The sequence below is a fragment of the Microvirga lupini genome (assembly GCF_014191055.1).
GTDB classification, from domain to species: Bacteria; Pseudomonadota; Alphaproteobacteria; order Rhizobiales; family Beijerinckiaceae; genus Microvirga; species Microvirga lupini_A.
In genome coordinates, this window is record NZ_JACHWB010000010.1 from 47,451 (window position 1) to 70,903 (window position 23,453).

At 64.8% G+C, this 23,453-nt stretch carries 17 protein-coding genes; 7 read left to right on the forward strand and 10 right to left on the reverse strand.

Annotated elements, in window-relative coordinates; genetic code table 11:
- The first annotated feature begins 8 nt into the window (after nt 1-8).
- Complete coding sequence (locus FHR70_RS22175; protein ID WP_183454322.1) at nt 9-1,430, forward strand: glutamate synthase subunit beta; 1,422 nt, start codon at nt 9-11, stop codon at nt 1,428-1,430.
- A gap of 76 nt (nt 1,431-1,506) precedes the next feature.
- Here FHR70_RS22175 and FHR70_RS22180 read toward each other — a convergent pair whose 3' ends face one another.
- The 3 genes from FHR70_RS22180 to galE all read right to left on the reverse strand — a co-directional run bounded on the left by FHR70_RS22180 (nt 1,507) and on the right by galE (nt 5,094).
- Nucleotides 1,507-2,748, reverse strand: coding sequence for an SGNH/GDSL hydrolase family protein (locus FHR70_RS22180; RefSeq protein ID WP_183454324.1), 1,242 nt, complete (start codon nt 2,746-2,748; stop codon nt 1,507-1,509).
- 42 nt (nt 2,749-2,790) lie between these two features.
- Nucleotides 2,791-4,014 carry a lytic murein transglycosylase gene (locus tag FHR70_RS22185; RefSeq protein ID WP_183454326.1) on the reverse strand — a complete coding sequence of 408 codons (1,224 nt, stop codon included), beginning with the start codon at nt 4,012-4,014 and terminating at the stop codon, nt 2,791-2,793.
- Between the two features lie 93 nt (nt 4,015-4,107).
- Nucleotides 4,108-5,094, reverse strand: coding sequence for a UDP-glucose 4-epimerase GalE (galE, locus tag FHR70_RS22190; protein ID WP_183454328.1), 987 nt, complete (start codon nt 5,092-5,094; stop codon nt 4,108-4,110).
- A gap of 210 nt (nt 5,095-5,304) precedes the next feature.
- On the opposite strand from galE, the gene galU reads away from it, so the two are divergent.
- A complete protein-coding gene (gene galU / locus FHR70_RS22195; protein ID WP_183454330.1) occupies nt 5,305-6,171 on the forward strand; it encodes a UTP--glucose-1-phosphate uridylyltransferase GalU in 867 nt (288 codons plus the stop codon).
- Nucleotides 6,172-6,220: 49 nt separating this feature from the next.
- On the forward strand, nt 6,221-7,216 hold the full coding sequence (locus tag FHR70_RS22200) for a KpsF/GutQ family sugar-phosphate isomerase (protein ID WP_183454332.1): 996 nt from the start codon (nt 6,221-6,223) through the stop codon (nt 7,214-7,216).
- Here the strand turns inward: FHR70_RS22200 and FHR70_RS22205 are convergent, their stop codons facing one another.
- The 5 genes from FHR70_RS22205 to FHR70_RS22225 all read right to left on the reverse strand — a co-directional run bounded on the left by FHR70_RS22205 (nt 7,217) and on the right by FHR70_RS22225 (nt 13,944).
- Nucleotides 7,217-7,666: an NfeD family protein gene (locus FHR70_RS22205; protein ID WP_183454334.1), complete on the reverse strand. Its 450-nt coding sequence runs from the start codon at nt 7,664-7,666 to the stop codon at nt 7,217-7,219.
- Complete coding sequence (locus FHR70_RS22210; RefSeq protein ID WP_183454335.1) at nt 7,663-8,649, reverse strand: SPFH domain-containing protein; 987 nt, start codon at nt 8,647-8,649, stop codon at nt 7,663-7,665. Before FHR70_RS22210 ends, FHR70_RS22205 begins: the two co-directional genes overlap by 4 nt.
- 135 nt (nt 8,650-8,784) lie before the next feature.
- Nucleotides 8,785-9,846, reverse strand: coding sequence for a ferrochelatase (gene hemH, locus FHR70_RS22215; protein WP_183454337.1), 1,062 nt, complete (start codon nt 9,844-9,846; stop codon nt 8,785-8,787).
- Nucleotides 9,847-9,993: 147 nt separating this feature from the next.
- Nucleotides 9,994-12,201 carry a sensor histidine kinase gene (locus FHR70_RS24235; protein ID WP_246408438.1) on the reverse strand — a complete coding sequence of 736 codons (2,208 nt, stop codon included), beginning with the start codon at nt 12,199-12,201 and terminating at the stop codon, nt 9,994-9,996.
- A 231-nt stretch (nt 12,202-12,432) separates the two neighbouring features.
- On the reverse strand, nt 12,433-13,944 hold the full coding sequence (locus tag FHR70_RS22225) for a bifunctional metallophosphatase/5'-nucleotidase (protein ID WP_246408440.1): 1,512 nt from the start codon (nt 13,942-13,944) through the stop codon (nt 12,433-12,435).
- 195 nt (nt 13,945-14,139) lie between these two features.
- Here FHR70_RS22225 and ung point away from each other — a divergent pair, with 195 nt between their 5' ends.
- Both ung and FHR70_RS22235 read left to right on the forward strand, forming a co-directional pair.
- The gene (gene ung / locus FHR70_RS22230) at nt 14,140-14,847 is read left to right on the forward strand and encodes a uracil-DNA glycosylase (protein WP_183454339.1); all 708 of its coding nucleotides are present in this window, start codon (nt 14,140-14,142) and stop codon (nt 14,845-14,847) included.
- A gap of 6 nt (nt 14,848-14,853) precedes the next feature.
- Nucleotides 14,854-16,155 (forward strand): amino acid aminotransferase, encoded by a 1,302-nt coding sequence (locus FHR70_RS22235; RefSeq protein ID WP_246408442.1) that lies wholly within the window; start codon nt 14,854-14,856, stop codon nt 16,153-16,155.
- A 134-nt stretch (nt 16,156-16,289) separates the two neighbouring features.
- Here FHR70_RS22235 and FHR70_RS22240 read toward each other — a convergent pair whose 3' ends face one another.
- On the reverse strand, nt 16,290-19,790 hold the full coding sequence (locus FHR70_RS22240) for an indolepyruvate ferredoxin oxidoreductase family protein (RefSeq protein ID WP_183454341.1): 3,501 nt from the start codon (nt 19,788-19,790) through the stop codon (nt 16,290-16,292).
- A 197-nt stretch (nt 19,791-19,987) separates the two neighbouring features.
- Between FHR70_RS22240 and FHR70_RS22245 the strand changes: the two genes are divergently transcribed.
- A complete protein-coding gene (locus FHR70_RS22245) occupies nt 19,988-20,629 on the forward strand; it encodes a DUF1007 family protein (protein ID WP_183454343.1) in 642 nt (213 codons plus the stop codon).
- Nucleotides 20,620-21,636, forward strand: coding sequence for a nickel/cobalt transporter (locus tag FHR70_RS22250; RefSeq protein ID WP_183454345.1), 1,017 nt, complete (start codon nt 20,620-20,622; stop codon nt 21,634-21,636). The genes FHR70_RS22245 and FHR70_RS22250 overlap by 10 nt, the downstream gene beginning before the upstream one ends.
- Nucleotides 21,637-21,685: 49 nt before the next feature.
- Here the strand turns inward: FHR70_RS22250 and FHR70_RS22255 are convergent, their stop codons facing one another.
- Nucleotides 21,686-23,284, reverse strand: coding sequence for a gamma-glutamyltransferase family protein (locus tag FHR70_RS22255; protein ID WP_183454347.1), 1,599 nt, complete (start codon nt 23,282-23,284; stop codon nt 21,686-21,688).
- Nucleotides 23,285-23,453 lie beyond the last annotated feature (169 nt).

A 23,453-nucleotide genomic window follows, 5' to 3' on the forward strand; every position in this document is an offset into this window, starting at 1 on the left:
GCAAACCCATGGGCAAGGTCACAGGCTTTCTCGAATACGACCGGCAAGAGCAGAAGTATCAGCTCGCCGGTGAGCGCGTGCGCCACTTCCGCGAATTCACGCTGCCCCTCGACGACAGCGATCTGAAGAAGCAGGCGGGGCGCTGCATGGATTGCGGCATCCCGTTCTGCCACGGGCCGACAGGATGTCCGGTGCACAACCAGATCCCCGACTGGAACGATCTGGTCTGGTCCGACGATTGGGAGGAGGCTGCGCGCAACCTCCACACCACCAACAACTTCCCCGAATTCACGGGCCGCATCTGCCCCGCCCCGTGCGAGGAAGCCTGTACGCTCAACCTCGAAAACCAGCCCGTCACCATCAAGACCATCGAACAGGCCATCGCCGACAAGGCCTGGGAGATGGGCTTCATCAAGCCGGAGCCGGCCGACGTTTCGACCGGCAAGCGCGTGGCCGTGATCGGCTCAGGGCCTGCCGGCATGGCGGCTGCCCAGCAGCTCGCCCGCGCGGGTCACGAGGTGCATGTTTTCGAGCGTCAGGCGAAGCCCGGCGGCCTGCTGCGCTACGGCATCCCGGACTTCAAGATGGAGAAATACCACATCGACCGCCGCGTGAAGCAGATGGAAGCCGAAGGCGTCATCTTCCATTGCGGCGTCAATATCGGAGTCGACCGCAGCTTCGCGTCGCTTCACAACGAGTTCGACGCGGTGCTGTTCGCCGGCGGCGCGGAGGATCCGCGCAACCCGAACCTACCGGGACAGGATCTCGCCGGCGTCTATTACGCGATGCCCTACCTGACCCAGGCCAACCAGCGCGTGGGCCATGAGGAGGTTACCCAGGAGCCAATCCTTGCAGGCGGCAAGCATGTGGTGGTGATCGGCGGCGGCGACACGGCCTCCGATTGCGTCGGCACCGCGTTCCGCCAGGGTGCGCTCTCCGTGACTCAGCTCGACATCCGTCCCAAGCCGCCGGAGCGGGAGGACAAGCTCACCGTGTGGCCCTACTGGCCGACGAAGATGCGCACCTCCTCCAGCCAAGCCGAAGGCGCGGAGCGCGAGTTCCAGGCCGCGACACTCGGCGTCGTCGGCAAGAAGGGCCGCGTTTCCGGCGTGCAATGCGCCCGCGTGGACGAGAAGCGCCAGCCCATTCCAGGCAGCGAGTTCATCCTCAAGGCCGACCTCGTCTTCATCGCCATCGGCTTTGCCGGCTCGGTGAAGGAAGGCCTGCTGGAACAGTCGGGCGTGGCCATGGACCGCCGCGGCAACGTGGTGGCCGACGACAGGAGCTACAGGACCTCGAACGACAAGGTCTTCGTGGCGGGCGACATGCGCCGCGGCCAGTCGCTGGTGGTGTGGGCGATCCGCGAAGGCCGCCAGGCCGCGCGCTCCATCGACACCTTCCTGATGGGGTCCAGCACCCTGCCGGTATAGGTGCGCGCTCTTTCATGAAACAAAAAGCGGCGGCTCATCCCAGGGTGAGCCGCCGCTTTTGTTTCCAGAACAGTCCTTACGGATTCGGCCAGCGGAAATCATCCGCCCGACCGGGGCGTGAACTGGGGGCGATTCCAACCCGCAGGGCGCGCTGGACCGTATAAGCATTGTCGCCGGTCAGCTTCGGCGGAGCCGACACGAGGGTGCCTCCGGGTGCGACGTCCTGTCGGGTCAGCGGCAGAACCGGCCCGACCAGAGGCTTCTGCGGCAGGGCGACCGGAGCGGCGGCGTCCGGCGGAGGCGGCACGGCCGCCTCGATGGTCGGCGCGGCCGATCCATCGGCAGGGGCGATCTGCGCGGGAGCGGTTGCTGTGGCCGTACTGCCCAGGCCTAGGACCCGCTTGATTTCCGTATCGGCGAAGAAGGCCACTTTCCGGGCGCCGGCCCGGGTGAAGAACACCCCTTCGTTGGTTCGAAGTTTGGTTGGATCCCCGTCCACGTCCGGGCCGATATCGGTGTAGCGGTTATCCTCGTCCACGAAGCCCGGCCAGATGTCCACATAGACCCCGCCGTTGCGCTGGACGCTCTCCTTGTAGATCTCGTTCATGGCAACGAGATCGTCGGAAATCTTGCTGTTCTTCATGGGCGGCAGGCCGATCCAGACGAAGGGGATCTTGCGCTCCTTCAGAACGCCCGTGATCGCATCGATGCGCTGCCGGTAGAGTTCTTTCCAGCGGTCGGACAGGGGCTCGACGCTCTCCTCGACGTCCCGGATCGACTGCCGGTCGTTCGTCCCCAGCATGAGGACCGCGATGGAGGTTTTCTGCCCGCCGTCGAGGGTGGCCTTGATGAAGTTGGGCCAGTCGGCGGGGTCGCTGCGAACGAGATTTGTGTCGCTTCTGACCTTGGAGACGACGGCGACATCCTGGTCATCGCTGAAATGGGCATCGAGCCCCTGCCGGGCATAGCTTGCCAGGGCATCGCCGAACACCACCACATGGGTGCTCGGATTGACCTTCGGCTTCTCTTGCTTGGCAACGGCCGCCGGGGGAGGCGTGGACCTGCGGGGTCTCGAAACGGGCGCGCGCGCCGGCGGCGGAGGCTCTTCCTGAGCGCCGAAGAAACGCCTGAGACTGAAGCCCTGCTGCGGTTGAGCCGGCTGGACGAGCTTTCCAGGATAGTAGCCGGGCGGATAAGCCCGTGGATCCCGGTAGCCCGGCTGCTGGTAATAGCCGGACTGCGCCAAGGCCGCGTCGAACCCACCCGCCACCAGGAGCAGGGCCAGGGTCGTACGGTGAAGAATCGACGCGATTCTCATAGGCGGTTCCATTTTGGTCCGGACCGGCCTGGGGTAGAGCCGTCAGCGGGTCGCGCGCAGTTCGCGTAGGACAGCATAATCCGCATAGCCATCTGGGATCAAACCACGCCGAAGCTGGAAGTTCCGCACGGCCTCCCGGGTCTTGGAGCCGAACTTGCCGTCCGTATCGCCCTCATAGAAGCCGAGACGGGCCAGGCGCTCCTGCAATTCCTGGCGCTGATCCTTGTCCAGCATGGGCTCCTTGGGCCAGGCGGCCTGGATCGGCTGCCCGCCCATGAGCCGGTCGCCGAGATGCGCCACGCCCATGGCATAGGCGTCGGACGAATTGTAGGTCTTGATCACGTCGTAGTTCTTGGTGACCAGGAAGGCCGGTCCGTTCGCTCCGCCCGGCAGGAACAGGGAAGCCTCGCCCGCCCGCGGCATAGCCTTTCCGTCGGCCCGGCGCAGGCCGAGCGTCTGCCACTGGGCGAAATTCAGCTTCAAGTAGCGGAAATCGAAGCCCTTCGGCAGCTGGACCTCGAAGCCCCAGGGGAGCCCCGGCTCCCAGCCCTGCTTGCGCAGGTAATTGGCCGTGGACGCCATGGCGTCCGGCACCGACGACCAGATGTCCCGCACGCCGTCCCGGTTGCCGTCGACGGCGTACTTCATGAAGCTCGAGGGCATGAACTGAGTCTGGCCCATGGCGCCGGCCCAGGAGCCCAGCATCTTGGAGCGGTCCACATGCTCCTGCTCCAGGATCTGGAGCGCGGTGAGCAGTTCCTCCCGGAAGAAGTCGGCGCGATAGCCCGTATAGGCCAGGGTCGACAGCGCCCGGATGGCATAGATCGAACCGGTGAAGCTGCCGTAATTGGTTTCCATGCCCCAGACGCCGAGCACCACGGCGCGCGGAACGCCATAGGTCTTCTCGACCATCCCAAGGGTCTTCGACCATTCGGCGGCCATCTCCCGGCCGCGCTTCAGGCGCTCCGTGGAGATGGATCCATTGATGTAGTCCCAGATCGGGCGGACGAACTCGGATTGCTTACGGGTGAGCGCGATGATCTTGACATCCGGCTCGACGCCCCGGAAAGCCTCGTTGAAGGTCGCCTGAGAAACGCCCCTTGCCCTGGCCTCCGGCCAGAGCCCCTGCACGAAGCGCTGGAACCCGGCCTGGGACGCTTCCTGCGCCTGAACGGAGGAGGCTCCGAGCTCCACACCAGCGGTGAGGGTCAGACCGAGAAGGAGGGCGCCGGACAGGCGGCGCACCAGGAAAAGCGGCTGGCGCATGGGAGTCGCTCACGGAAACAGGACAGGTTGTCCCGCCATTGCGACACTACGAGAGTTAACAGCCGGTTGACACCTAGCCTTATAGGGAGGGTCCTATGCGGCTTTTCGACCCGCCAGAGCCTGCTCCCAACGCAGCGCCTGATCGACGATCGCCTCCAGATCGTCGTGCTGAGGCGTCCAGCCAAGGTCGCGGATCCGGTCGACCTTCGCCACGAGTTGGGCCGGATCGCCGGGCCGGCGCGGGCTCCGGCGAACCTCGAAATCGACACCGGACACCTTCTTGACCACATCCACGACCTCCAGCACCGAGGCGCCGTGACCGTAGCCGCAGTTCATGACCGTGCTCTCGCCGCCGTCGCGGAGATGCTGGAGAGCCACAAGGTGGGCGCGGGCCAAGTCGTTGACCTGGATGTAGTCGCGCACGCAGGTGCCGTCCGGCGTGGCGTAATCCGTGCCGAACACATCGAGATAGGGCCGCTGGCCGAGCGCCGCTTGGGCCGCCACCTTGATGAGGTGCGTCGCCTGCGGGGTCGACTGGCCGGAGCGGCCCTTCGGGTCGGCCCCGGCAACGTTGAAGTAGCGCAGGATGGCATAGCGCAGGCCATGAGCCGTATGGGCATCCTGCAGCATCCATTCGGACATCAGCTTGCTGCGGCCGTAAGGGTTGATCGGCACGAGCGGCATGTCCTCGGTCAGCAGAGGCGCCTCCGCATTGCCGTAGACCGCTGCCGTTGAGGAAAAGACGAAGTTTTTGATGCCCTTTTGAACAGCCGTCTCGATCAGCGCCCGGGTCTTCACGGTGTTGTTGAAATAATAGCCCAGCGGGTCGGTGACGGATTCCGGCACCACGATCCTGGCGGCGAAATGCAGGATGCTGTCGATGCGGTGCTCATCGATGAGGCTGGACACGAGGGCTTGGTCGCTCACGTCGCCGGTGACGAAGGTGGCCTCCTGCGGCACGGCCCAGCGGAAGCCCGTCGACAGGTTGTCAAGCACCACTACCGTCTCGCCCGCCTCCAGAAGCTCGAGCACCATGTGGCTGCCGATATAGCCCGCGCCGCCCGTCACCAGAACCGCCATGTCCTTCTCCCTGAAACTGCCTGCCCGGCAGGTTAACCACAACGCTTCAGCTTCAATTCAGGTCCAGAGCTTCAATGAAGAAGCACGGCGATGAAACAAGCCGGGACGTAGCGCGTTATGGGTCACCGAAGCTTGACCTTTGTCGGTTTCCTTTTCCGGGTCCTGTCTTAGATTATCCCTCCACCTTTCTGCTCAATCATGGCTCACTCAATGAAGCGTATCCGCAAAGCAGTCCTGCCTGTCGCCGGTCTCGGGACCCGGTTCCTGCCCGCCACCAAGGCTGTGCCCAAGGAGATGCTGTGCGTCGTCGATCGTCCCGTCGTGCAGCACGTGGTCGATGAGGCCCGCGCCGCCGGAATCGAGCACTTCATCTTCGTGACCGGCCGCAACAAGGCCGTGATCGAGGATCATTTCGACATCGCCTACGAGCTCAACCGCACCCTCGAAGGTCGCAACAAGACCAAGGAGCTGGAGACCCTGGCCAGGGACCAGCCCCAGGCCGGCCAGACGAGCTTCACCCGCCAGCAGGAGCCTTTAGGCTTGGGCCATGCGGTCTGGTGTGCCCGCGAGCTGGTGGGCGATGAGCCTTTCGCGGTGATCCTGCCCGATATGCTGAGCCGCGGCTCCATGGAGCAGATGATCGCGGCCTATGAGAAGCACGGTGGCAACATCATCGCCGTGGAGGAGGTGCCCGAGGACCAGACTCACCAATACGGCATCGTCTCGGTGGGCCAGGAGTTCGGCCAGACCTTCGAGATCACCGGCATGGTGGAGAAGCCCCCGAAGGGCACGGCGCCATCCAACTACATCATCTCCGGCCGCTACATCCTGCAGCCCGAGGTCTTCGACCTGCTCTCGACCCAGGAGCGCGGCGCCGGCAACGAGATCCAGCTCACGGATTCCATGATCCGCCTCATGAAGGAGCAGCCCTTCTTCGGCATGAAGTACCAGGGGAAGACCTACGATACCGGCTCGAAGATCGGCTTCCTCATGGCCAACGTGGCCTATGCCCTGGAGCGGGAGGAGCTCTCAGTCGAGTTCCGCCGCGAGCTGGAAGCGCTGCTGCGGCAGAAGTAAACACCCCGAAGGGTTCCGCATGGCCGCCCGCCTATGCTAAAGGGCGGCCATGGCACTCGCAAAACCCGCATCCCACTCGCCCGATCCGGCCATTCAATCGGCCCTGCGCACGCTCGAGACCGAGCGGGACGGCCTGACGATCCTGATGGAGGCCATCGGCAACGGCCTCGGCTCCTTCTTCACGGCTGCAGTCGAGACGATCGCGGCGGCCAAGGGCCGGGTAATCGTCACCGGCATGGGCAAGTCCGGCCATGTGGGCCGCAAGATGACCGCCACCTTCGCGTCCACCGGCACCCCCGCCCATTATGTCCATCCGGCGGAGGCGAGCCACGGCGATCTGGGCATGATCCAGACGGATGACGTCATCATCGCCCTCTCATGGTCGGGGGAAACGGCGGAGCTTGCCGACATCATCGGCTATTCGCGACGTTTCCGCGTACCCCTGATCGCGCTCACCTCGAACGCGGAATCGACGCTCGGGCGCGCAGCCGACATATGCCTGACGCTGCCGAAGGCCAAGGAGGCCTGCCCCAACGGGTTGGCGCCGACCACCTCAACCACGATCCAGCTGGCGCTGGGCGACGCCCTGGCGGTCGCCCTGCTGGAACGGCGCGGGTTTACGGCCGACAACTTCCGGGTCTTCCATCCGGGCGGAAAGCTCGGGGCGCGACTCAAGCTCGTGCGCGAGATCATGCACAAGGACGAGCGCCTGCCGGTCGTCGGCATTGAGGCACGCATGGGCGAGGCCATCGAGGAGATTGGCCGTAAGGGTTTTGGCGCCGTGATCGTGGTGAACGGCGACGGCACACTTGCTGGCATCGTCACCGACGGCGACCTGCGCCGCAACCTGAGGCCCGATCTCGCGACGCTGCCGGTCACCGCCATCATGACGAAGACGCCGCGCACCATCGCGCCGGATGCCCTCGTGGCCAGCGCCCTCGAGATGGAAGAGGCCTCCCGGATCACGGCCCTGATCGTGGTCGAGCACAACCGACCCATTGGCCTCGTGCATTATCTCGACCTGCTGCGCGCCGGTGCAGCCTAATTAAGGATCATCAACCACCAGTGTCGTACCTTCGATCCGAACCACGCGCACCTTGGCGCCGGCGAACCGGTCGGCTCCTGTCACGCGCCAGGAGCTGTCATCGACCCGGATGCGCCCCTCCCCGTCCTTGATGGGTGTTTCGAGGGTGAAGACCCGGCCCACAAGGGATTGGCCACGGCGGTTGAGCATCTCGGCCTGAGGCTCATCCTGTGTTCTGGAGCGGGTGACCGCCCGCCCCAGGATGACCGCTGCGACACAGAGAAGAGCAAAGAGCAGCGCCGAAGCCTGCCAGGAGAGTCCCAGCACCGCATCGAACAATCCGGTCACGATGGCGGCCAGCCCGAGCCAGATGAAGAACGAGCCCGGCGCTACAAGCTCGACCCCGATTAAAAGCACCCCGAGGATGATCCAGGCCCAGGCTCCGAGGCTGATGAAGGCATCCTGGATCATGAGCGCTCGCTTCCTCCCGTCACGGTTGGGACAGTGCGGGAGGGCCGGTTGGAGCTCGCCCCACCCTCACCGAACACCGACTTGGTGAGTTCGGCAATGCCGCCGAGCGTTCCGGCCAACCCGGCCGCCTCGATGGGCACGATCACTACTTTCTGGTTCGGAGCTGACGCAAGAGCGCGGATCGCCTCGATGTATTTCTCCGCCACGATGAAATTGGCGGCCGCAAGATCCCCTTTGGTGATGGCATCGCTGACCATGCCGGTGGCTTTCGCCTCGGCCTCCGCCTGCCGTTCGCGGGCTTCCGCATCGCGGAACGCCGCTTCCTTGCGGCCCTCTGCCGCCAGGATCTGCGACTGCTTTTGGCCCTCGGCGCGCAGGATCTCCGCCTGGCGCAGGCCCTCCGCTTCGAGAACGGCGGCGCGCTTCTCGCGTTCGGCCTTCATCTGCCGCGCCATGGCGCCCGCGAGATCCTGTGGCGGGAGGATGTCCTTGATCTCGACGCGGGTGACCTTGGCGCCCCAGGGCGAGGCGGCGGCATCCATGACCCGCAGGAGACGCTCATTGATCTCGTCGCGATGAGACAGCAGCTGGTCGAGGTCCATCGAGCCGACCACCGTGCGGATGTTGGTCATGGTCAGAACCAGCAGGGCCTGGTTCATGTCCGAAACCTCGTAGGAGGCGCGGGCGGGATCGAGGATCTGATAGAAGGCGGCCGCATCGATGGTGACGCCCGCATTGTCCCGGGTGAAGGCCTCCTGGCTCGGAATGTCGAGCACCTGCTCCATGACATTCACCTTTTTGCCGATCTGATCGATATAGGGCACGATCAGCCCGAGGCCGGGGGTGAGCGTCCGCGAATAGCGCCCGAACCGCTCCACCGTATAGGCATAGCCCTGCGGAACCGTCCGGATGCCCATGGCGATCGTCACCACGACCACCAGCACCAGAACGATGACGAAGATGTCGAAACCACTCACCAGCATGAAGCCCTCAAGGCAACGTCGTTGCAGAGGGCTCACGCTAGCGCAAAGAGGGCTGGAGTCCTAGAGCGTTGCCGCACGACGCGGCTGAGTAAGCCTTCAGCCCTCATCCTGAGGAGGTTTGTGATTTTCAGCTGATTAGAGCCAGCCTTGCAGCTCGCGCTCCACAATATGATTGATCACGCGCATGCCGTCATCGCTGTCATTGAGGCAGGGCAGATAGGCGAATTGCTCGCCGCCGTTGTGCATGAAGATCTCGCGGTTCTCGCCGTCGAGCTCCTCGAGAGTTTCCAGGCAATCCGCCGAGAAGCCCGGTGCCACGATGGCCATACGCTTCACGCCGCTTTTCGCGAGCGCCTCCACGGTCTTGTCCGTGTAGGGCTGCAGCCATTCCGCCGTGCCGAACCGGGACTGGAAGCTCATGCGGAACCTGTCCGGCGACCAGCCGAAAGCCTCGCGCATGAGGCGCCAGGTCTTCACGCATTGGCAGTGATAGGGATCGCCTTTCAGCAGGTATTCCTTCGGCACGCCGTGGAAGGAGACGAGGATCACCTCCGGCTCGAAGGGGAGCTTCGCCAGTTCCTTCTTCATCGAGGCAACCACGGACTCGATATAGACCGGATCGTCATGATAAGGCGGCGAGACGCGCACGGTTGGCTGCCAGCGCATGTCCATGAGGGCCCGGAAAGCCTGGTCGCAGGCAGTGGCCGAGGTGGCGGCGGCGTATTGGGGATAGAGCGGCACGAGAAGGATGCGGTCGCAGCCCTGGTCGAGGAGCGCCTGGATGCGCTCGCGCACCTCGGGCTTGCCGTAGCGCATGGCCCAATCGACCGTGATCCTGTCACCCGCGATGCTCTTCAGGTGCTGCGTCACCTTCTCCGCCTGGTTGCGGGTGATGGTCTTGAGCGGCCCCTCGTCGCGTTCGTTGTTCCAGATCGAGGCATAGTCGCGGCCTTTGGGACCGGGACGCTTGGTCAGGATGATCAGGTTGAGGATCGGCCACCACAGGAGACGGGGAGTCTCGATGACGCGCCGGTCGGAGAGGAACTCCTTCAGGTAGCGGCGCATGGGCCAGTAGCCCGTGCCCTCGGGAGTGCCCAGATTCATCAGAAGCACGCCGATCCGCCCGGCCCTCACGGGTGGATGGTCCACCGGGCGGACGCCCTGGCGCAGATCGGTCAGATTCACGGTCTCGTTCATAAAATAAAGCCCCTTGGCCACGGAATCCGCACCGAATTCCGCTCCCGATGCCGCCTAGATAGGAGTTTCAGGCCCATCCGCCAACCGAAACCGCCATCACATTGGCGCGCCCCGCCGCAAGCCGCGTTTGCAGAAAACCAACGCCTCTCAGAGCGCCGGACCCTTGTTGGGCTCGTTCTTGAGAACAGTGTCGAGCGCCACCTTGAGGCCTTCTGGCCGAAAATCCATGTCCACCTGGGCATTCAGCTGCGTCGCCAGCACCCGGTGAAGCAGGCGCGAGCCGAAGCCCTGTCTGGTCGGAGCCGAAACCGCAGGCCCGCCGCTTTCCTCCCAGACGAGCTTGAGCCTCGTGCCCTCCTCGGCTGGCTCCGTCTCCCAGGAGACGGACACCTTGCCGCGGGACTGCGACAGGGCGCCGTACTTGGCCGCGTTGGTGGTCAGCTCGTGAATCGCCATGCCGATGGGCACGGCCGCGTCCGACGGCAGTTCGACCGCAGGCCCGGTCAGGGTGATCCGCTGGCCTCTGACGTCGTTGTAGGGGCGCAGCTCCTTCCCCAAGATCTCGCGTAAGGAAGCCGTCTGCCACACAGCCTCGGTCAGCAGGGAGTGGGTATTGGCAAGCGAGATGATGCGCCCGACGAAGGCCTGATAGAAATCGTCGATGTTCAGAGCTGAGCGTGCGGTTGCCCCCACCACGGCCTGGACGGTGGCCAGCGTGTTCTTCACCCGGTGATGGAGCTCGCGGATCAGCAGGGATTGCTGGGTCTGGGCCTGCTTGCGCTCCTCGATCTCGGTCTGGGCATCACGATAGAGGCGGCTGTTCTCAAGGGCGATGGAGGCCTGCGATGTCAGGCCTGCAAGCAGGCGCTCGGACCGCGCATTGAAGATTCCAGACCGATCATGGCCGAAGACGAGAACGCCGTGGGTCCCGCCGTTGCGCAGCAGGATGGGGACCGCCATCAGGCTGCGGATCACCGGGTGGCCAGGGGTGGCATCCATCGTAAAGGGTGTGCCGTCATAGCCTTGCTCGACGGCGATGTTGTCCAGGCGGACCGTCCTGCCTTCCGTGAACGCTGGCGCACAGATGGCCCGGATGTCGAGGGCCGCGAAAGCCGCATCGAAACCCTCGACGGCAGACTTGCTGTAATGAGCCCTCCTTCCCTGAGCCGCCCCGCAAAAGAAGGCTCCTGCCTGCGCCTCGGTCAGCTCGATACCGGCATCGACGACACTTTCGATGATGCGATCAAGATCGAGTTCCGCCGCAAGAACACTGCCTGTCCGGTTGAGAATTTCCAGGGCTGCGGTCTCGGTTCGCAGCTCATGGGTGCGCAACGAAACCTGCCTCTCGAGAAGAGCTGCGTTCGCCGCCTGCTCGTGGAACTGCTGCGAGGCCAAGGTCGTCAGGGCCAGAAGGGCCAGCAAAGCGACCAGGGCGAAAGCGCCATAGAGCCGCGTCTGGACGAACCAAGGCGTCCAATAGGCATCCCGCGGCATGCTGACATTGATGTAGAGCGGCATTGCGCCGACCTGCCGATAGGCTCCAACACGTTCGCTGCCCAGGCTGATGAAGGAGTAGAGACCGGCCTGGGAAGTGGTGCGCAAAGCCGCGTCGAAAGCGGATTTGTCGATGGGGGCAAACGACAGCCCGTCGGGCGGTGGCGGATACTGGGCGATGACCTCTGCATCCGAGCCGCGCATGAGCACCACCCGGCTGCCACGGGGCAACCGCACCTTGGACCAATAATCGTAGAAGTAGGACAAGGTCACGGTCACCGACGCGATGCCGCCGAACGCACCATCGCTGCCCTGCAGGCGACGGCTGATCATGAAGGTCGGAACCTTCGTGACGCGCCCGAGGATCGGCTCACCTACGAACAGGCCCTGATCCCTGTTCATCTGGGCGGTGAATGCATCGCGCCCGGACACGTTCACTTCAGGGGTAGGAAACCGAGCGGACGTCAGACGCAGGCGACCGCTCGAATCATTCAGCAGAACGTCGTCGATATAAGGTAGCGCCTCCTCGACGGCATGAATCTGCTGCCAGAGAGGCTGCGATGCTTCCACCTGATCCCAACTCTGTCCCTGCATCAGCGCCATGGCCTGCTTCAAGGTCAGGTCCGTGACCTCCAGGAGCCTTGCGGTGTGATCGGCCAGGAAGAAAGCCGCGTTGCGAAGGTCATCCTCATTGCGCTGGATGAGGCGGTTGCGCTGTTCCCAGGCGATGTAGCCGAAGGTCAGGAGGATGAAGGCAACGCCGAACAGGCCCATGGCGAGAGTCAGCCGCCCGCGCGCAAGGGAGCGCCGACGGCGCTTCTGCGACAGGCTGATTGATTCTGAGCGTGGGTAAAACTGCAAGGAGAGGCCGCTTTTTAGTCCGAGATTCGCCGTTGCGTGCGAAGGATGGCACAGCAAAAGCCTTTGATGGAGAGGGAATTTACGGCTCGTCTTGCGATTGACCAGGGGGCTGCGACCTATCTTGCCTCGAGCACCAGGGGACGCGCCTGGACGTCGCGCAGGCCCGTCGGCTCATAAAAACGCCGGGACCCCTGTGGGCCCCGGCGCCAGGATGAAAAAAGTGCTTTCAGATCAGCGCAGGATAACGCGGCCCTCGACCTTCGGCGCCACCTTGCCGGCCTTCGCCACGTAGTCGATCACCTGGCTCGCCATCAGCTGGCTGGCAGACGTATCGATGAGCGACTTGGCACCAGTGAACGAACGATAGCCGTCACCGCCGCGGCCGACGAAGTCGTTGGTGGCGAGCTTGTAGGTCTTAGCGGGATCGAGCGGCTCACCGTTGATCTTGACCGATTTCACGCGGCTGCCGACCGGCTCCTTCACATCGACCTCGGCCACGATGCCGGAGACCTGCGGGAAACGCCCGCCGAGTTCGCGAACCTGGCTGACGCCGTTCTCAAGCGCGTCCTTGATCTGCGCACCGGTGACCTCAAGCAGCACGGTTGTGTTGCCGAAGGGCATCTCGGACAGGATGTCGCGACGGGTCAGCTTCTGGCCGGCCTGATACTGCTTGTCCGCCCGGATGCCGCCGCCATTGGTGAGCGCGACATCGGCCCCGACGGCAGCCTTCATGGCGTCGGCGATCAGGTTGCCCATGGCGGCCTCGCCCCCGCGCACGGTGGCGCGGCGGCTGTCGAGGGCCGTCTCCGTGGTGCCGATCTCGACATCGAGTTCCTTGGACAGCTTGTCCTCATAGCCCTTCACCACCGCCTCGATGTCGGGGTCAGGCTTCACGCTGACGGTATCGACGATGCGGAAATTCGGCGACCAGGTGACGGTGGTCTTGCCATCCTTCGTCGCCTTGTTCACGGAGAGCTCGACGACGTTGACAAAATTGGCCTGGGACTCGGCCTCCGACAGCACCACCTTGCCGTCGTAGAAGGCGAGCAGGTGCTCGTCGTGACCGCCGATGACCACGTCCACACCGGCGGAGCGGGCGATGATCATGTCCACCGCCAGCGGTGTGTGAGCAACGGCGACGACGAGATCGGCGCCCTTCTCGCGCAATTCCTTGGCCTTCGCGCGAGCGGTGTCGATGGTGGAGGAGAACTTGATGGTGCCGGGGCTCGACTCGATCGGCGTCGTCTCGGTGGTGAGCCCGAAGAAGCCGATCTTCACCCCCTGAACCTCGACCACCTTGTCGGCCTTGGTGTTAGCCGGCAGGCCGTTGCCGTCGATGATGTTGGTGGCGAGCACGTCGAACTTGGCCTCGGCCATGCGGGCCCGGAAGGCCGCATCGCCGAGATCGAATTCGTGATTGCCCGGCGCCATGGCGTCGACGCCCATGCGGTTCAGGATATCGATGATGTGAGCGCCCTTGTCGAAACCCGAGAGCAGCGAGGGCGAGATCGTGTCGCCCGCATGGATGAAGAAGGCATTGCCCTTGGCCTTCTCCTCCTTGACCACCGTCGCCAGGCGGGCGAAACCGCCGCGGCCCTTCTCAGGGCTCATGCGGTCGATATCGTTGGTATGGACGAAGCGGATCGTCACGGCCTCCTGCGCCAGGGCCGTGCCCGACAGCAGCAGGGATAGTCCAAGAAAGCCGGCGCGCAGGGCGGCGGAGGGGCGGCTCTGAAGCATCATGCAAGGTCCTCGTAGCAGGTTGGATCCATGGGTTGTGATCATGGAACCTAGACCGGCAACGTGTCACATTAGTAACATCCTGTCGATATTTTCACCGCCCCAATCGGCGGCATCCCTGATGTCTTTTTCATCGGTGGCCGCCAGATCCCTTAGCCGGCGCAGGACCAGACCTTGTGCCCCCCGAAAGGTTGCCTCATGAAAGGTCCCATCAGCCAAGCTCTCGCCGAGTTCCGCGCCAAGCCGAAGACCGCGGGATGGCTCAGGCTGCCTTTCTTTCAGGATGGAAGCGCCGAGGCTGTGGCGGCCAAGGTCGATGCAGTGATCGCCTCAGGCGCCCAGGTTCTTCCTCCACCGGACGCCGTGTTCACCAGCATCTCCCTCACGCCCCTGGAAAAGGTCAAGGTGGTCGTCCTGGGCCAGGATCCCTACCCCACGCCGGGTGATTCCCATGGCCTCGCCTTCTCCTATCGTGGATCGGGGCGCCTGCCTGCTTCCCTGCGCACGATCCTGCGTGAGATGGCGGAGGATCTGGACGTGCCGCTGCCCGTATCGGGTGATCTCTCTAAATGGGCCAAGCAGGGCGTGCTGCTCATCAACACGGCGCTCACGGTGGAGGCCGGACAATCGGGAGCCCACATGAAATTCGGCTGGTCGGCCCTGGTCGATCAGGCCGTCAGCGCCATCTCGCAGCAGCAGCCTGCCGTCGTGTTCCTGCTCTGGGGCGGTCCCGCCCGCAAGCGCGCAGCGCTCATCGACCGGTCGAAGCATCTCGTGATCGAGGCCGGACACCCCTCCCCGCTCAACCGGCTCAACGACTTCCGCGGCACGAAGCCTTTCAGCCAAGCCAATGCCTGGCTCGTCGAGAAGGGGCTGGAGCCGATCGATTGGCGGCTGGATGCCTGAGAACCCATGAAGCCGCTTGCCGAGGCCCCCTCGCAGGGTCTAGGTCTCGCGGCATTGACGATGCGTCGCAGGCAGGCCGCCGCGACAGGCTTGGAGATCAGCATGACGGAATCCCTGTTCGGACAGGTCGAAGCCTTCGCGGGCGACCCGATCCTCTCCCTCAACGACAGCTTCAAGACCGATCCCCGCCCTGAGAAGGTCAATCTCAGCATCGGCGTCTACACCGACGAGCAGGGGCGCCTGCCGGTGCTGGGCTCGGTCCGGGCCGCCTATGAGCGCATCGGCTTCGCGGAGCGGCCTTACCTCCCCATGGAAGGCCATGCGGCCTACCGCGAGGGTGTGCAGAAGCTCATCTTCGGCGCCGGGCACCCTGCCCTTGCCGAGAAGCGGATCGCAACGATTCAGACCCTCGGCGGCACGGGGGCTGTCGGCATCGCAGCCGACTTCCTCGCCAAGCACACGCCCGGCCGCACCGTTCTCGTCAGCGATCCGACCTGGGACAACCATCACGGCCTGTTCCAGCGGGCGGGCTTCAAGACGGCAACCTATCCGTATTGGAACCGCACAACTCGTTCCGTCGATTTCGACGGCATGGTGAAGGCGCTGGAGGCCGCGGAGGCCGGCTCCATCGTGGTGCTCCAGCCCGTCTGCCACAACCCGACCGGCGTCGACCTCGACGCGCAGCAGCAGGCGGCCGTGACGGACGTGCTCGTCGCCAAGCGCCACATCGTGGTGTTCGACATGGCCTATCAGGGCTTCGGCTCCAGCCTCGACGAAGACGCAGCCTTCGTACGCCGCTATGCCGAGCGCGCCAGCTGTCTCGTGGCCAACTCCTTCTCGAAGAACTTCTCGCTCTATGGCGAGCGCTGCGGGGGCTTGAGCGTCGTGTGCCGCGATGCTGACGAGGCCGAGCGCGTGCTCGGACAGCTCAAGCTCGCCGTGCGCCGCAGCTATTCAAGCCCGCCGATGACCGCCGGCCTTCTCGTTGCCACGGTGCTCGGCAACGACGATCTGCGCGCCCAATGGACCCGTGAGGTTGAGACCATGCGCACCCGCATGGATTCCATGCGCAAGCGCCTCGCCGAGCAGATCCGCTCCCTGTCGAACGAGATCGATGTGGGCTTCCTCACGAACCAGCGCGGCATGTTCAGTTACACGGGGCTGAACGAGCAGCAGGTCACGACCTTACGCGAGCGCGACGGCGTCTATCTGGTCGGCTCCGGGCGCATGTGCGTGGCAGGTCTCAACGAGGCGAACGTACGAACGGTAGCCAAGAGCTTTGTGGAAGTGAGCCAGACGCGCGGCTGAGAATCATTGCTCCGTCGTCATCCCCCGGCTTGTTCCGGGGATCCACGTCTTTGCGCCGCTGAGGTTCCTGATACGTGGATGGCCGGGACAAGCCCGGCCATGACGTGGACTGTAGGATACTCGGACTGGCCTTCCTACTCCGCCGCAACGGCCATCGGCTGCGGATCGGCGCGGAACTTGGCGAGGAGACCGGCCTCTTCCGCCTTGGCGGCCTTCAAGTTCCGCTCCTTGATGTGACCGAAGCCGCGGATCTTTTGTGGGATGCCGGCAAGCCCGACAGCCGTGGCATGATTGCCGGCATTCAGCTTCGCCACGATCTCTTCGATCAGCCCCTCGAACGCGCCGATGAGCTGGCGCTCGGTGCGCCGCTCGTGCGTGTAGCCGAACACATCGAGCGGCGTGCCGCGAAGCCGCTTGAACTTCGCCAGAACGCCCATGGCCTTGAGCATCCACGGCCCAAAGCTCATCTTGCGCGGCAGGCCGGTGATCGGGTCCTTCTTGGCGAGGATCGGCGGCGCCATGTGGAACTCGTAGCGCAGGTTCTCACCCTCGAAGGCGGATGCCACCTGCTTCTCGAAATGGCCGTTCGTGTAGAGGCGCGCCACCTCGTACTCGTCCTTGTAGGCCATGAGCTTGAACAGCGAGCGCGCCACCGCGTCGGTGAGCGCGGTCGCACCCGGCACGGCCTTGTCCTCCGCCGCGCGCACGCGCTCGACAAGGGTGCCGTACCGCCGGGCATAGCGCCTGCTCTGATAACCGGCCAGGAAGCCGACGCGCCGTTCGATCACCTCGTCGAGGGTCTCGGACAGCTTGCGCGACTCCGTCGGAGCCTTCAGCTCGCTCATCATGGCGGCGATGAGCTCCGGCTCCGCCGCCGCGCGGCGGCCCCAGGTGAAGGCGGCGAGGTTCATCTTCACCGCTTCGCCATTGAGCTCGATGGCCTTTTCGATGGCGGCACCCGAGAGCGGGACGCGGCCGGTCTGGTAGGCATAGCCCAGCATGAACATGTTGGCCGCAATCGCATTGCCGAGAAGCGCCGTGGCGACCGCCGTCGCATCGACGAAGGACGCGCCCTCATGGCCCGCCGCCGACTTGATGGCGCGCTTGAGGCGCTCCGTCGGCAGGGAGAAATCGGCATTGCGGGTGAACTCGCCCGGCATCACCTCGGCGGTGTTCACCACGAGCGCGGTCTGCCCCTGCTTCACGGCGGCCAGCACCTTCTTGGTGCCGGTCACCACAAGGTCGCAGCCGAGCACGAGATGCGCCGATTCCGCACTCACGCGGATGGCGTGGATGTCATCCTGGTTGTTGGCGAGGCGCACATGGCTGTAGACGGCGCCACCCTTTTGGGCGAGGCCGGCCATGTCGATCATGCCCAATCCCTTGCCTTCGAGATGCGCCGCCATGCCGAGGATCGCCCCGATGGTGACGACGCCCGTGCCGCCGACGCCCGTCACGATGACGTTGAAGGTGCGGTCGATGGCGGGGATTACTGGGTCGGGCAGCGGTGTGAGCGTCATGCCTTCCGTCGAGACGGTCTCCGGCACGGCCTTCTTCACCTTGGCGCCATGAACCGTCACGAAGGAGGGGCAGAAGCCGTTGACGCAGGAAAAGTCCTTGTTGCAGTTGGACTGGTCGATCTGGCGCTTGCGGCCGAACTCGGTCTCCACCGGCTGCACGGCCACGCAATTCGACTGCACCGAGCAGTCGCCGCAGGCCTCGCAGACGAGATCGTTGATGATCACGCGCTTGTCGGGATCCGGGAACTCGCCCCGCTTGCGGCGGCGGCGCTTCTCCGACGCGCAGGTCTGGTCGTAGATCATCACCGACACGCCCGGCACCTCCGCGAGCTGGCGCTGCACGGATTCCAACTCGCTGCGGTGATGGATCGTCATGCCCGCCGGCCAGCGGATCTCCTTCGGGTACTTGTGCGGCTCGTCGGTCACGAGGGCGACGCGCTCGACGCCTTCCTCGCGCACTTGGCGGGCGATCATGTCGACGGTGAGCCCGCCCTCATGCTTCTGCCCGCCGGTCATGGCGACAGCGTCGTTGAAGAGGATCTTGTACGTGACGTTGGTCTTGGTGTGGATCGACCAGCGCAGTGCCAGAACGCCGGAATGGTTGTAGGTGCCGTCGCCCAGGTTCTGGAACACGTGGCCGCGCTTCGAGAACGGCGCCTCGCCTATCCAGTTCGCACCCTCGCCGCCCATCTGGGTGAAGCCTTCGGTGGAGCGGTCCATCCACTGCACCATGTAATGGCAGCCGATGCCCGCGTAGGCGCGCATGCCCTCCGGCACTTTCGTGGACGAGTTGTGCGGGCAGCCGGCGCAGAAATGCGGCACGCGGTTCGCCACATCGCCCGTGGTCGCCAGCACGTCCTGCGCATGGCGAAGGCGCGCCACGCGGCCGCGCAGGTCGTCGTTGTTGTGGTAGGCCAGCAGGCGCTCGCCGATGGCGATGGCGATGTCGTTCGGATCGAGCGCGCCCTTGACCGGGAAGAGCCAATTACCGCTCTCATCCTTCTTGCCGATGCAGACCGGCTGATTGGCCGTGCCGTAGAGCTCCTCGCGCAGCTGCACCTCGATGAGGGAGCGCTTTTCCTCGACGACGATCACCTTGTCGAGGCCGCGGGCAAAGTCGACAAGCTCGCGCTGCGACAGCGGCCACGGGCAGGCGACCTTGTAGAGGCGCAGGCCCATGTCGTTGGCCTTCACCTCGTCGAGTCCGAGTTCGTCCAGTGCCTGGCGCACGTCGAGATAGGATTTGCCGACCGTGATGATGCCGATCTTCGGGTTGCGACCACCGGAGAGCACGATGCGGTTGAGGTTGTTGGCCCGCACGAACGCCAACATGGCGTCGCGCTTGAAGTCCTGCAGCCGCGCCTCCTGGTCGAGCACGCCGTCGCGGTTGCGGATGTTGAGGCCGCCCGGTGGCATCGTGAAATCGTCGGGCAAGATGATCTTCACGCGGTCGAGCGACGCATCGACGGACGAAGTCGACTCGATGTTGTCCTTCACGCATTTGAAGGCGACCCACGTGCCGGAAAAGCGGCTCATGGCATAGCCGTAGAGGCCGTAATCGAGGATCTCCTGAACGCCCGCCGGGTTCAGGATCGGCATCATCACGTCGACGAAGTGGAATTCCGACTGGTGCGCGACGGTGGAGGACTCAGCCGTGTGGTCGTCGCCCATGAGCGCCAGCACGCCGCCGTGCTTCGAGGAGCCGGCCATGTTGGCGTGGCGGAACACGTCGCCGGAGCGGTCGACGCCCGGCCCCTTGCCGTACCAGAGGCCGAAGACGCCGTCGTACTTGCCCTCGCCGCGAACCTCCGCCTGCTGCGCGCCCCAGATCGCCGTGGCGGCGAGCTCCTCGTTGAGGCCGGGCTGGAACACGATGTTCGACTGATCGAGCCACTTGCGGGCGCGCCACATGTTCTGGTCGAGGCCGCCGATGGGGGAGCCGCGATAGCCGGACACGAGGCCGGCGGTGTTGAGGCCCGCCAGCCGGTCGCGCTCGCGCTGCATCATCAGCATGCGGATGACAGCCTGCGTTCCGGTGATGAAGACGTGATCCTTGGTGAGATCGTACTTGTCGTCGAGGGTCACCTGACGAAGCGCAACAGAACCTTCGGCCATGATCCGTTTTCCTCCTGGGGCTTGGGCCCCGCTGCCGGTGATCCGGTCTCGTTGTAGGGAATATGTCAGTAATGCTGACATATATGCCGGAGCCCGTCAATCAACGCCTTTGTTTCGCCTCTGTTAACCATACAACGCTCATATCGCCTCTCATGACCGGCCTTCGCCGGGAGCGTTGCTGTTCCAGGGTCAAACGCATGACATGCCATCTCGGTCTGAAATCCGCCCTGACGGTCTTGATTGTAGGCTTATCCTCGCCGGTGCTCGCGCATCCGCATGTGTGGGTCACGGCCAAGGCGGAAGTCGTCTTCGCCCCTGACGGCAAGGTCACGGGCGTTCGGCATCACTGGACGTTCGACGAGGCCTACACGGCCTATGTCACGCAGGGGCTCGACAAGAACAACGACGGCAAGCTGACGCCGGAGGAGCTGCAGGAGCTCGCCGACGAGAATGCCGCCTCCCTCAATGAGTTCGACTACTTCACGGTGCTGAAGGCGCGGGGGAAGCCCCAGACCTTTGGCTCACCGCAGGAAGCCCGGATGACCATGGAGAAGACGCAAGTGTCCATGTCGTTCCTCCTGCCCCTCAAAGCGCCGGTGGCGCCCTCGGGTGCCGTGTCCGTCGAGATCGAAGACCCTACCTTCTTTGTCTATTTCAGCCTGACGGAGGGCCAGGCAGCCATCTCGCTGGCCAACGCGCCTCAGGGCTGCGTGACCAGCATCGCCAAGGCTAAGCCGCTGGAGGCCACCATGCAGCAGATCCTGCAGGACGAGGGCGCCATCCAGCCGCAGGACATCGGCATCGAATATTCCAACAGGGCCATCATCGCATGTCCCTGACCTCCGACGCCCCTGCCCTTCCGAGCGTTAGCCGGACGCCACTGTGGCAGCGTCTCGGCATCATGCTCGCCGCCATCGCGGTTGTGGCCGCTGCCATGGGCCTTATCGGGCTGTGGCTCGGACCGGTGAGCAAACCGCCACCGCGCAACCCCTTCGGTATGGGCCTGCGCGAGGCGGCTCCTTCGGGGGATGTTGGTGCGTGGATCCTCTCTATTCAATCGGGGTTCTATGCCAGCCTGCAGGCTGGCGTGCGCGAGATGAAGCAGAATGGTTCGGCCTTCTTCTCGCTTCTCCTCGTCGGCTTCGCCTATGGGGTCTTCCATGCGGCCGGCCCCGGCCATGGCAAGGCGGTGATCTCGGGCTATCTCGTGGCAGACGAGAAGGCCCTGCGCAAAGGCTTCATCTTGAGTCTGGCGGCCGCCCTTGTGCAGGCGCTGGTCGCCATCGGCATTGTGACTGTGGTCAGCCTCCTGCTGCGGGCCACCGCCTCCACCATGAACAAGCTTGCCCTGAACGTGGAGCTGGCGAGCTTCATTGCGGTCGCCCTGCTCGGTGCCGTCATCACCTGGCGCAAGGCCGGCAAGGTTCTGGGTGTCCTGGCGATGGCCCGCAACCCCTATGCGGCTGTTCAGGAGACCTGCGACCACGTCCACCTGCCGCCGCCCGACGAGGTCAACCGGCTGACGCGCTGGCGCGACATGGCCAGCGTGGCGATTGCCGCCGGCATCCGCCCCTGCGCGGGCGCCCTCATCGTCCTGGTTTTTGCCCTGTCGCAAGGCCTGTTCGCCGCCGGTATCGCGGCAACCTTCGCCATGGCTCTCGGTACGGCTCTGACCACCAGCGCCATCGCGGCCGTTGCAGTCTTCTTTAAGGCCATGGCCTTGAAGGTCGCCGGCGGACGCGGCGCCTCGGGAGCCATTGCTATCGTGGGGATCGAGCTTTTCGCGGCGGCCTTCGTGCTGGTGCTGGGCGTGAGCCTGCTCTACGGGCTTTGGACGACTAGCTAGAGCATCGGATCGATCCCAAAAGTGCGAGTCCACTTTTGGTTCCGATGCTTTAGAGCCCCAGCGCCCCGCCGTCCGAGCGGGGATCGTGCACCGCCTCGACCCGCCCGTTGCGCGGGTGCTTCACCAGCATGCCCGCATGGCCAAAGCGTCCGGAATAGGCTTCGTCCATCTCCTCGACCCTTTGGCCGAGCCGCGAGAGGCCGCTGATCAGGCCGGGGTCGAAAGGGTTCTCCACCTTGAGCACGGCCTCGAGCTCGCCGGGTTTCGCATCGAGCAGCCAGCGGGGCGCTTCCACCGCGTCCGCCAGCCCCATGCCCGCCTCCGCGTAGCGCGAGAAGATCTGGCTGAGGAACTGGGGCTGGGTCTCACCGCCCATCGCTCCGAAGGACAGCACCCGCCCGTCGTCGAACACCGCCATGGCCGGATTGAGGGAATGGAGCGGTCGATGGCCGGGCTCCAGCCGGTTGCGACTCGCGAGGTCGAGCGAGAAGGCCGTCCCGCGATTGTGCCAGAGGACACCCGTCGCCGGGAGCAGGCAGCCGGAGCCATAGGCCCAGAACACGGACTGGATATAGGACACGGCAAGTCCGTCCCGGTCGATGGCCCCCATCCAGATGGTATCCCCGTCGATGGGACGCGGCAGGGGAAAGGAGGCGGCCCGCTTCATGTCGATGAGAGCCGCTTCCCTCTCCAGCGCTTGCGGCGTCAGGAAGGAGGCCGGATCGTGGGCGAGGTTGCGCGGGTCCGCGACAACCCGGTCGCGGAGGGAGAAGGCGCGCTTGGCAGCCTCGATGAGCGCGTGATGATGCTCCGGCGTCTCGGCCCGCAGCCCCTTGAGCCGCCCGACCATGCCAAGGATCAGCAGGGTGGCCAGTCCCTGGCTCGGTGGTGGCAGGTTGTAGACGGTTGAGTTCTGCAGTTGGACCGACAGGGGCTCCACGACGCGGGCGCGATAGGCCTCCAGGTCGCGGCGGGCGATAGGGCTGCCGATCCGCTCCAGATCGAGGGCGATCTCCCGCCCCACATCGCCCCGGTAGAAATCGGCCAAGCCCGCATGGGCGAGCTGCTCCAGGGTATCGGCAAGGCGAGGCGTCCGCCTCTGCGTGCCCTCCGGCGCTCTCCTGCCCTCGACCAAAAAGGCTTCGGCGAAACCAGGGACCTCATAGAGGGCGGCTTCCTCGCCGGTCACGAACCGCTCCTCAGAGCGTGAGACCGGGTATCCATCGCGGGCATGGCGGATGGCGTCCCCGAGCAGCAGATCGAGGGGCAGCTGCCCGCCGAGCGCCTTGGAGAGTTCTAGAGCCAGCCCCCAGCCGCTGACCGCACCGGCGACGGTCAGCGCCGCGTCAGGCCCGCGCGGCGGGATGGCGTCATAGCCCTTGTCGCGGTACCGCCGGATGGTGGCGAGCGAACCGGCCGGTCCGGAGGCATCGAGACCATGGATGCGTCCTTTCGGCTCGCGCACGAGCCAGAACCCGTCGCCGCCAATGCCGTTCATGTGCGGATAGACCACCGCGATAGTGGCCGCCATGGCCACCATGGCCTCAATGGCGTTGCCGCCGGCAGCCAGAATGGTCTGGCCCGTCTCGGCGGCGAGAGTGTGAGGAGCCGCAACGGCGGCTGTCGAAAAGACAGGGGTCTCGGGCATGGGCTCTTGAATGAGAGGCGCGACAGAATGAGATTCGGGCAGAGCTTGCACCGGAGGGGGCGTTTAGGGTAGTCCCATCGGCAAGCGCATCGTGCGGAAAAGTGGATCCGGTTTTCGCTGACGCGGACCTCCGGTTCCGCTTCGAACGATGTGCCAGTTTGGAATAAGC

What these genes read in the sequence shown, in the direction of transcription:
- FHR70_RS22175 (WP_183454322.1), top strand. Translation starts at nt 9, where the DNA reads ATGGGCAAGGTCACAGGCTTTCTCGAATACGACCGGCAAGAGCAGAAG.
- FHR70_RS22180 (WP_183454324.1), bottom strand. Translation starts at nt 2,748, where the DNA reads ATGAGAATCGCGTCGATTCTTCACCGTACGACCCTGGCCCTGCTCCTG.
- FHR70_RS22185 (WP_183454326.1), bottom strand. Translation starts at nt 4,014, where the DNA reads ATGCGCCAGCCGCTTTTCCTGGTGCGCCGCCTGTCCGGCGCCCTCCTT.
- galE (WP_183454328.1), bottom strand. Translation starts at nt 5,094, where the DNA reads ATGGCGGTTCTGGTGACGGGCGGCGCGGGCTATATCGGCAGCCACATG.
- galU (WP_183454330.1), top strand. Translation starts at nt 5,305, where the DNA reads ATGAAGCGTATCCGCAAAGCAGTCCTGCCTGTCGCCGGTCTCGGGACC.
- FHR70_RS22200 (WP_183454332.1), top strand. Translation starts at nt 6,221, where the DNA reads ATGGCACTCGCAAAACCCGCATCCCACTCGCCCGATCCGGCCATTCAA.
- FHR70_RS22205 (WP_183454334.1), bottom strand. Translation starts at nt 7,666, where the DNA reads ATGATCCAGGATGCCTTCATCAGCCTCGGAGCCTGGGCCTGGATCATC.
- FHR70_RS22210 (WP_183454335.1), bottom strand. Translation starts at nt 8,649, where the DNA reads ATGCTGGTGAGTGGTTTCGACATCTTCGTCATCGTTCTGGTGCTGGTG.
- hemH (WP_183454337.1), bottom strand. Translation starts at nt 9,846, where the DNA reads ATGAACGAGACCGTGAATCTGACCGATCTGCGCCAGGGCGTCCGCCCG.
- FHR70_RS22225 (WP_246408440.1), bottom strand. Translation starts at nt 13,944, where the DNA reads ATGATGCTTCAGAGCCGCCCCTCCGCCGCCCTGCGCGCCGGCTTTCTT.
- ung (WP_183454339.1), top strand. Translation starts at nt 14,140, where the DNA reads ATGAAAGGTCCCATCAGCCAAGCTCTCGCCGAGTTCCGCGCCAAGCCG.
- FHR70_RS22235 (WP_246408442.1), top strand. Translation starts at nt 14,854, where the DNA reads ATGAAGCCGCTTGCCGAGGCCCCCTCGCAGGGTCTAGGTCTCGCGGCA.
- FHR70_RS22240 (WP_183454341.1), bottom strand. Translation starts at nt 19,790, where the DNA reads ATGGCCGAAGGTTCTGTTGCGCTTCGTCAGGTGACCCTCGACGACAAG.
- FHR70_RS22245 (WP_183454343.1), top strand. Translation starts at nt 19,988, where the DNA reads ATGACATGCCATCTCGGTCTGAAATCCGCCCTGACGGTCTTGATTGTA.
- FHR70_RS22250 (WP_183454345.1), top strand. Translation starts at nt 20,620, where the DNA reads ATGTCCCTGACCTCCGACGCCCCTGCCCTTCCGAGCGTTAGCCGGACG.
- FHR70_RS22255 (WP_183454347.1), bottom strand. Translation starts at nt 23,284, where the DNA reads ATGCCCGAGACCCCTGTCTTTTCGACAGCCGCCGTTGCGGCTCCTCAC.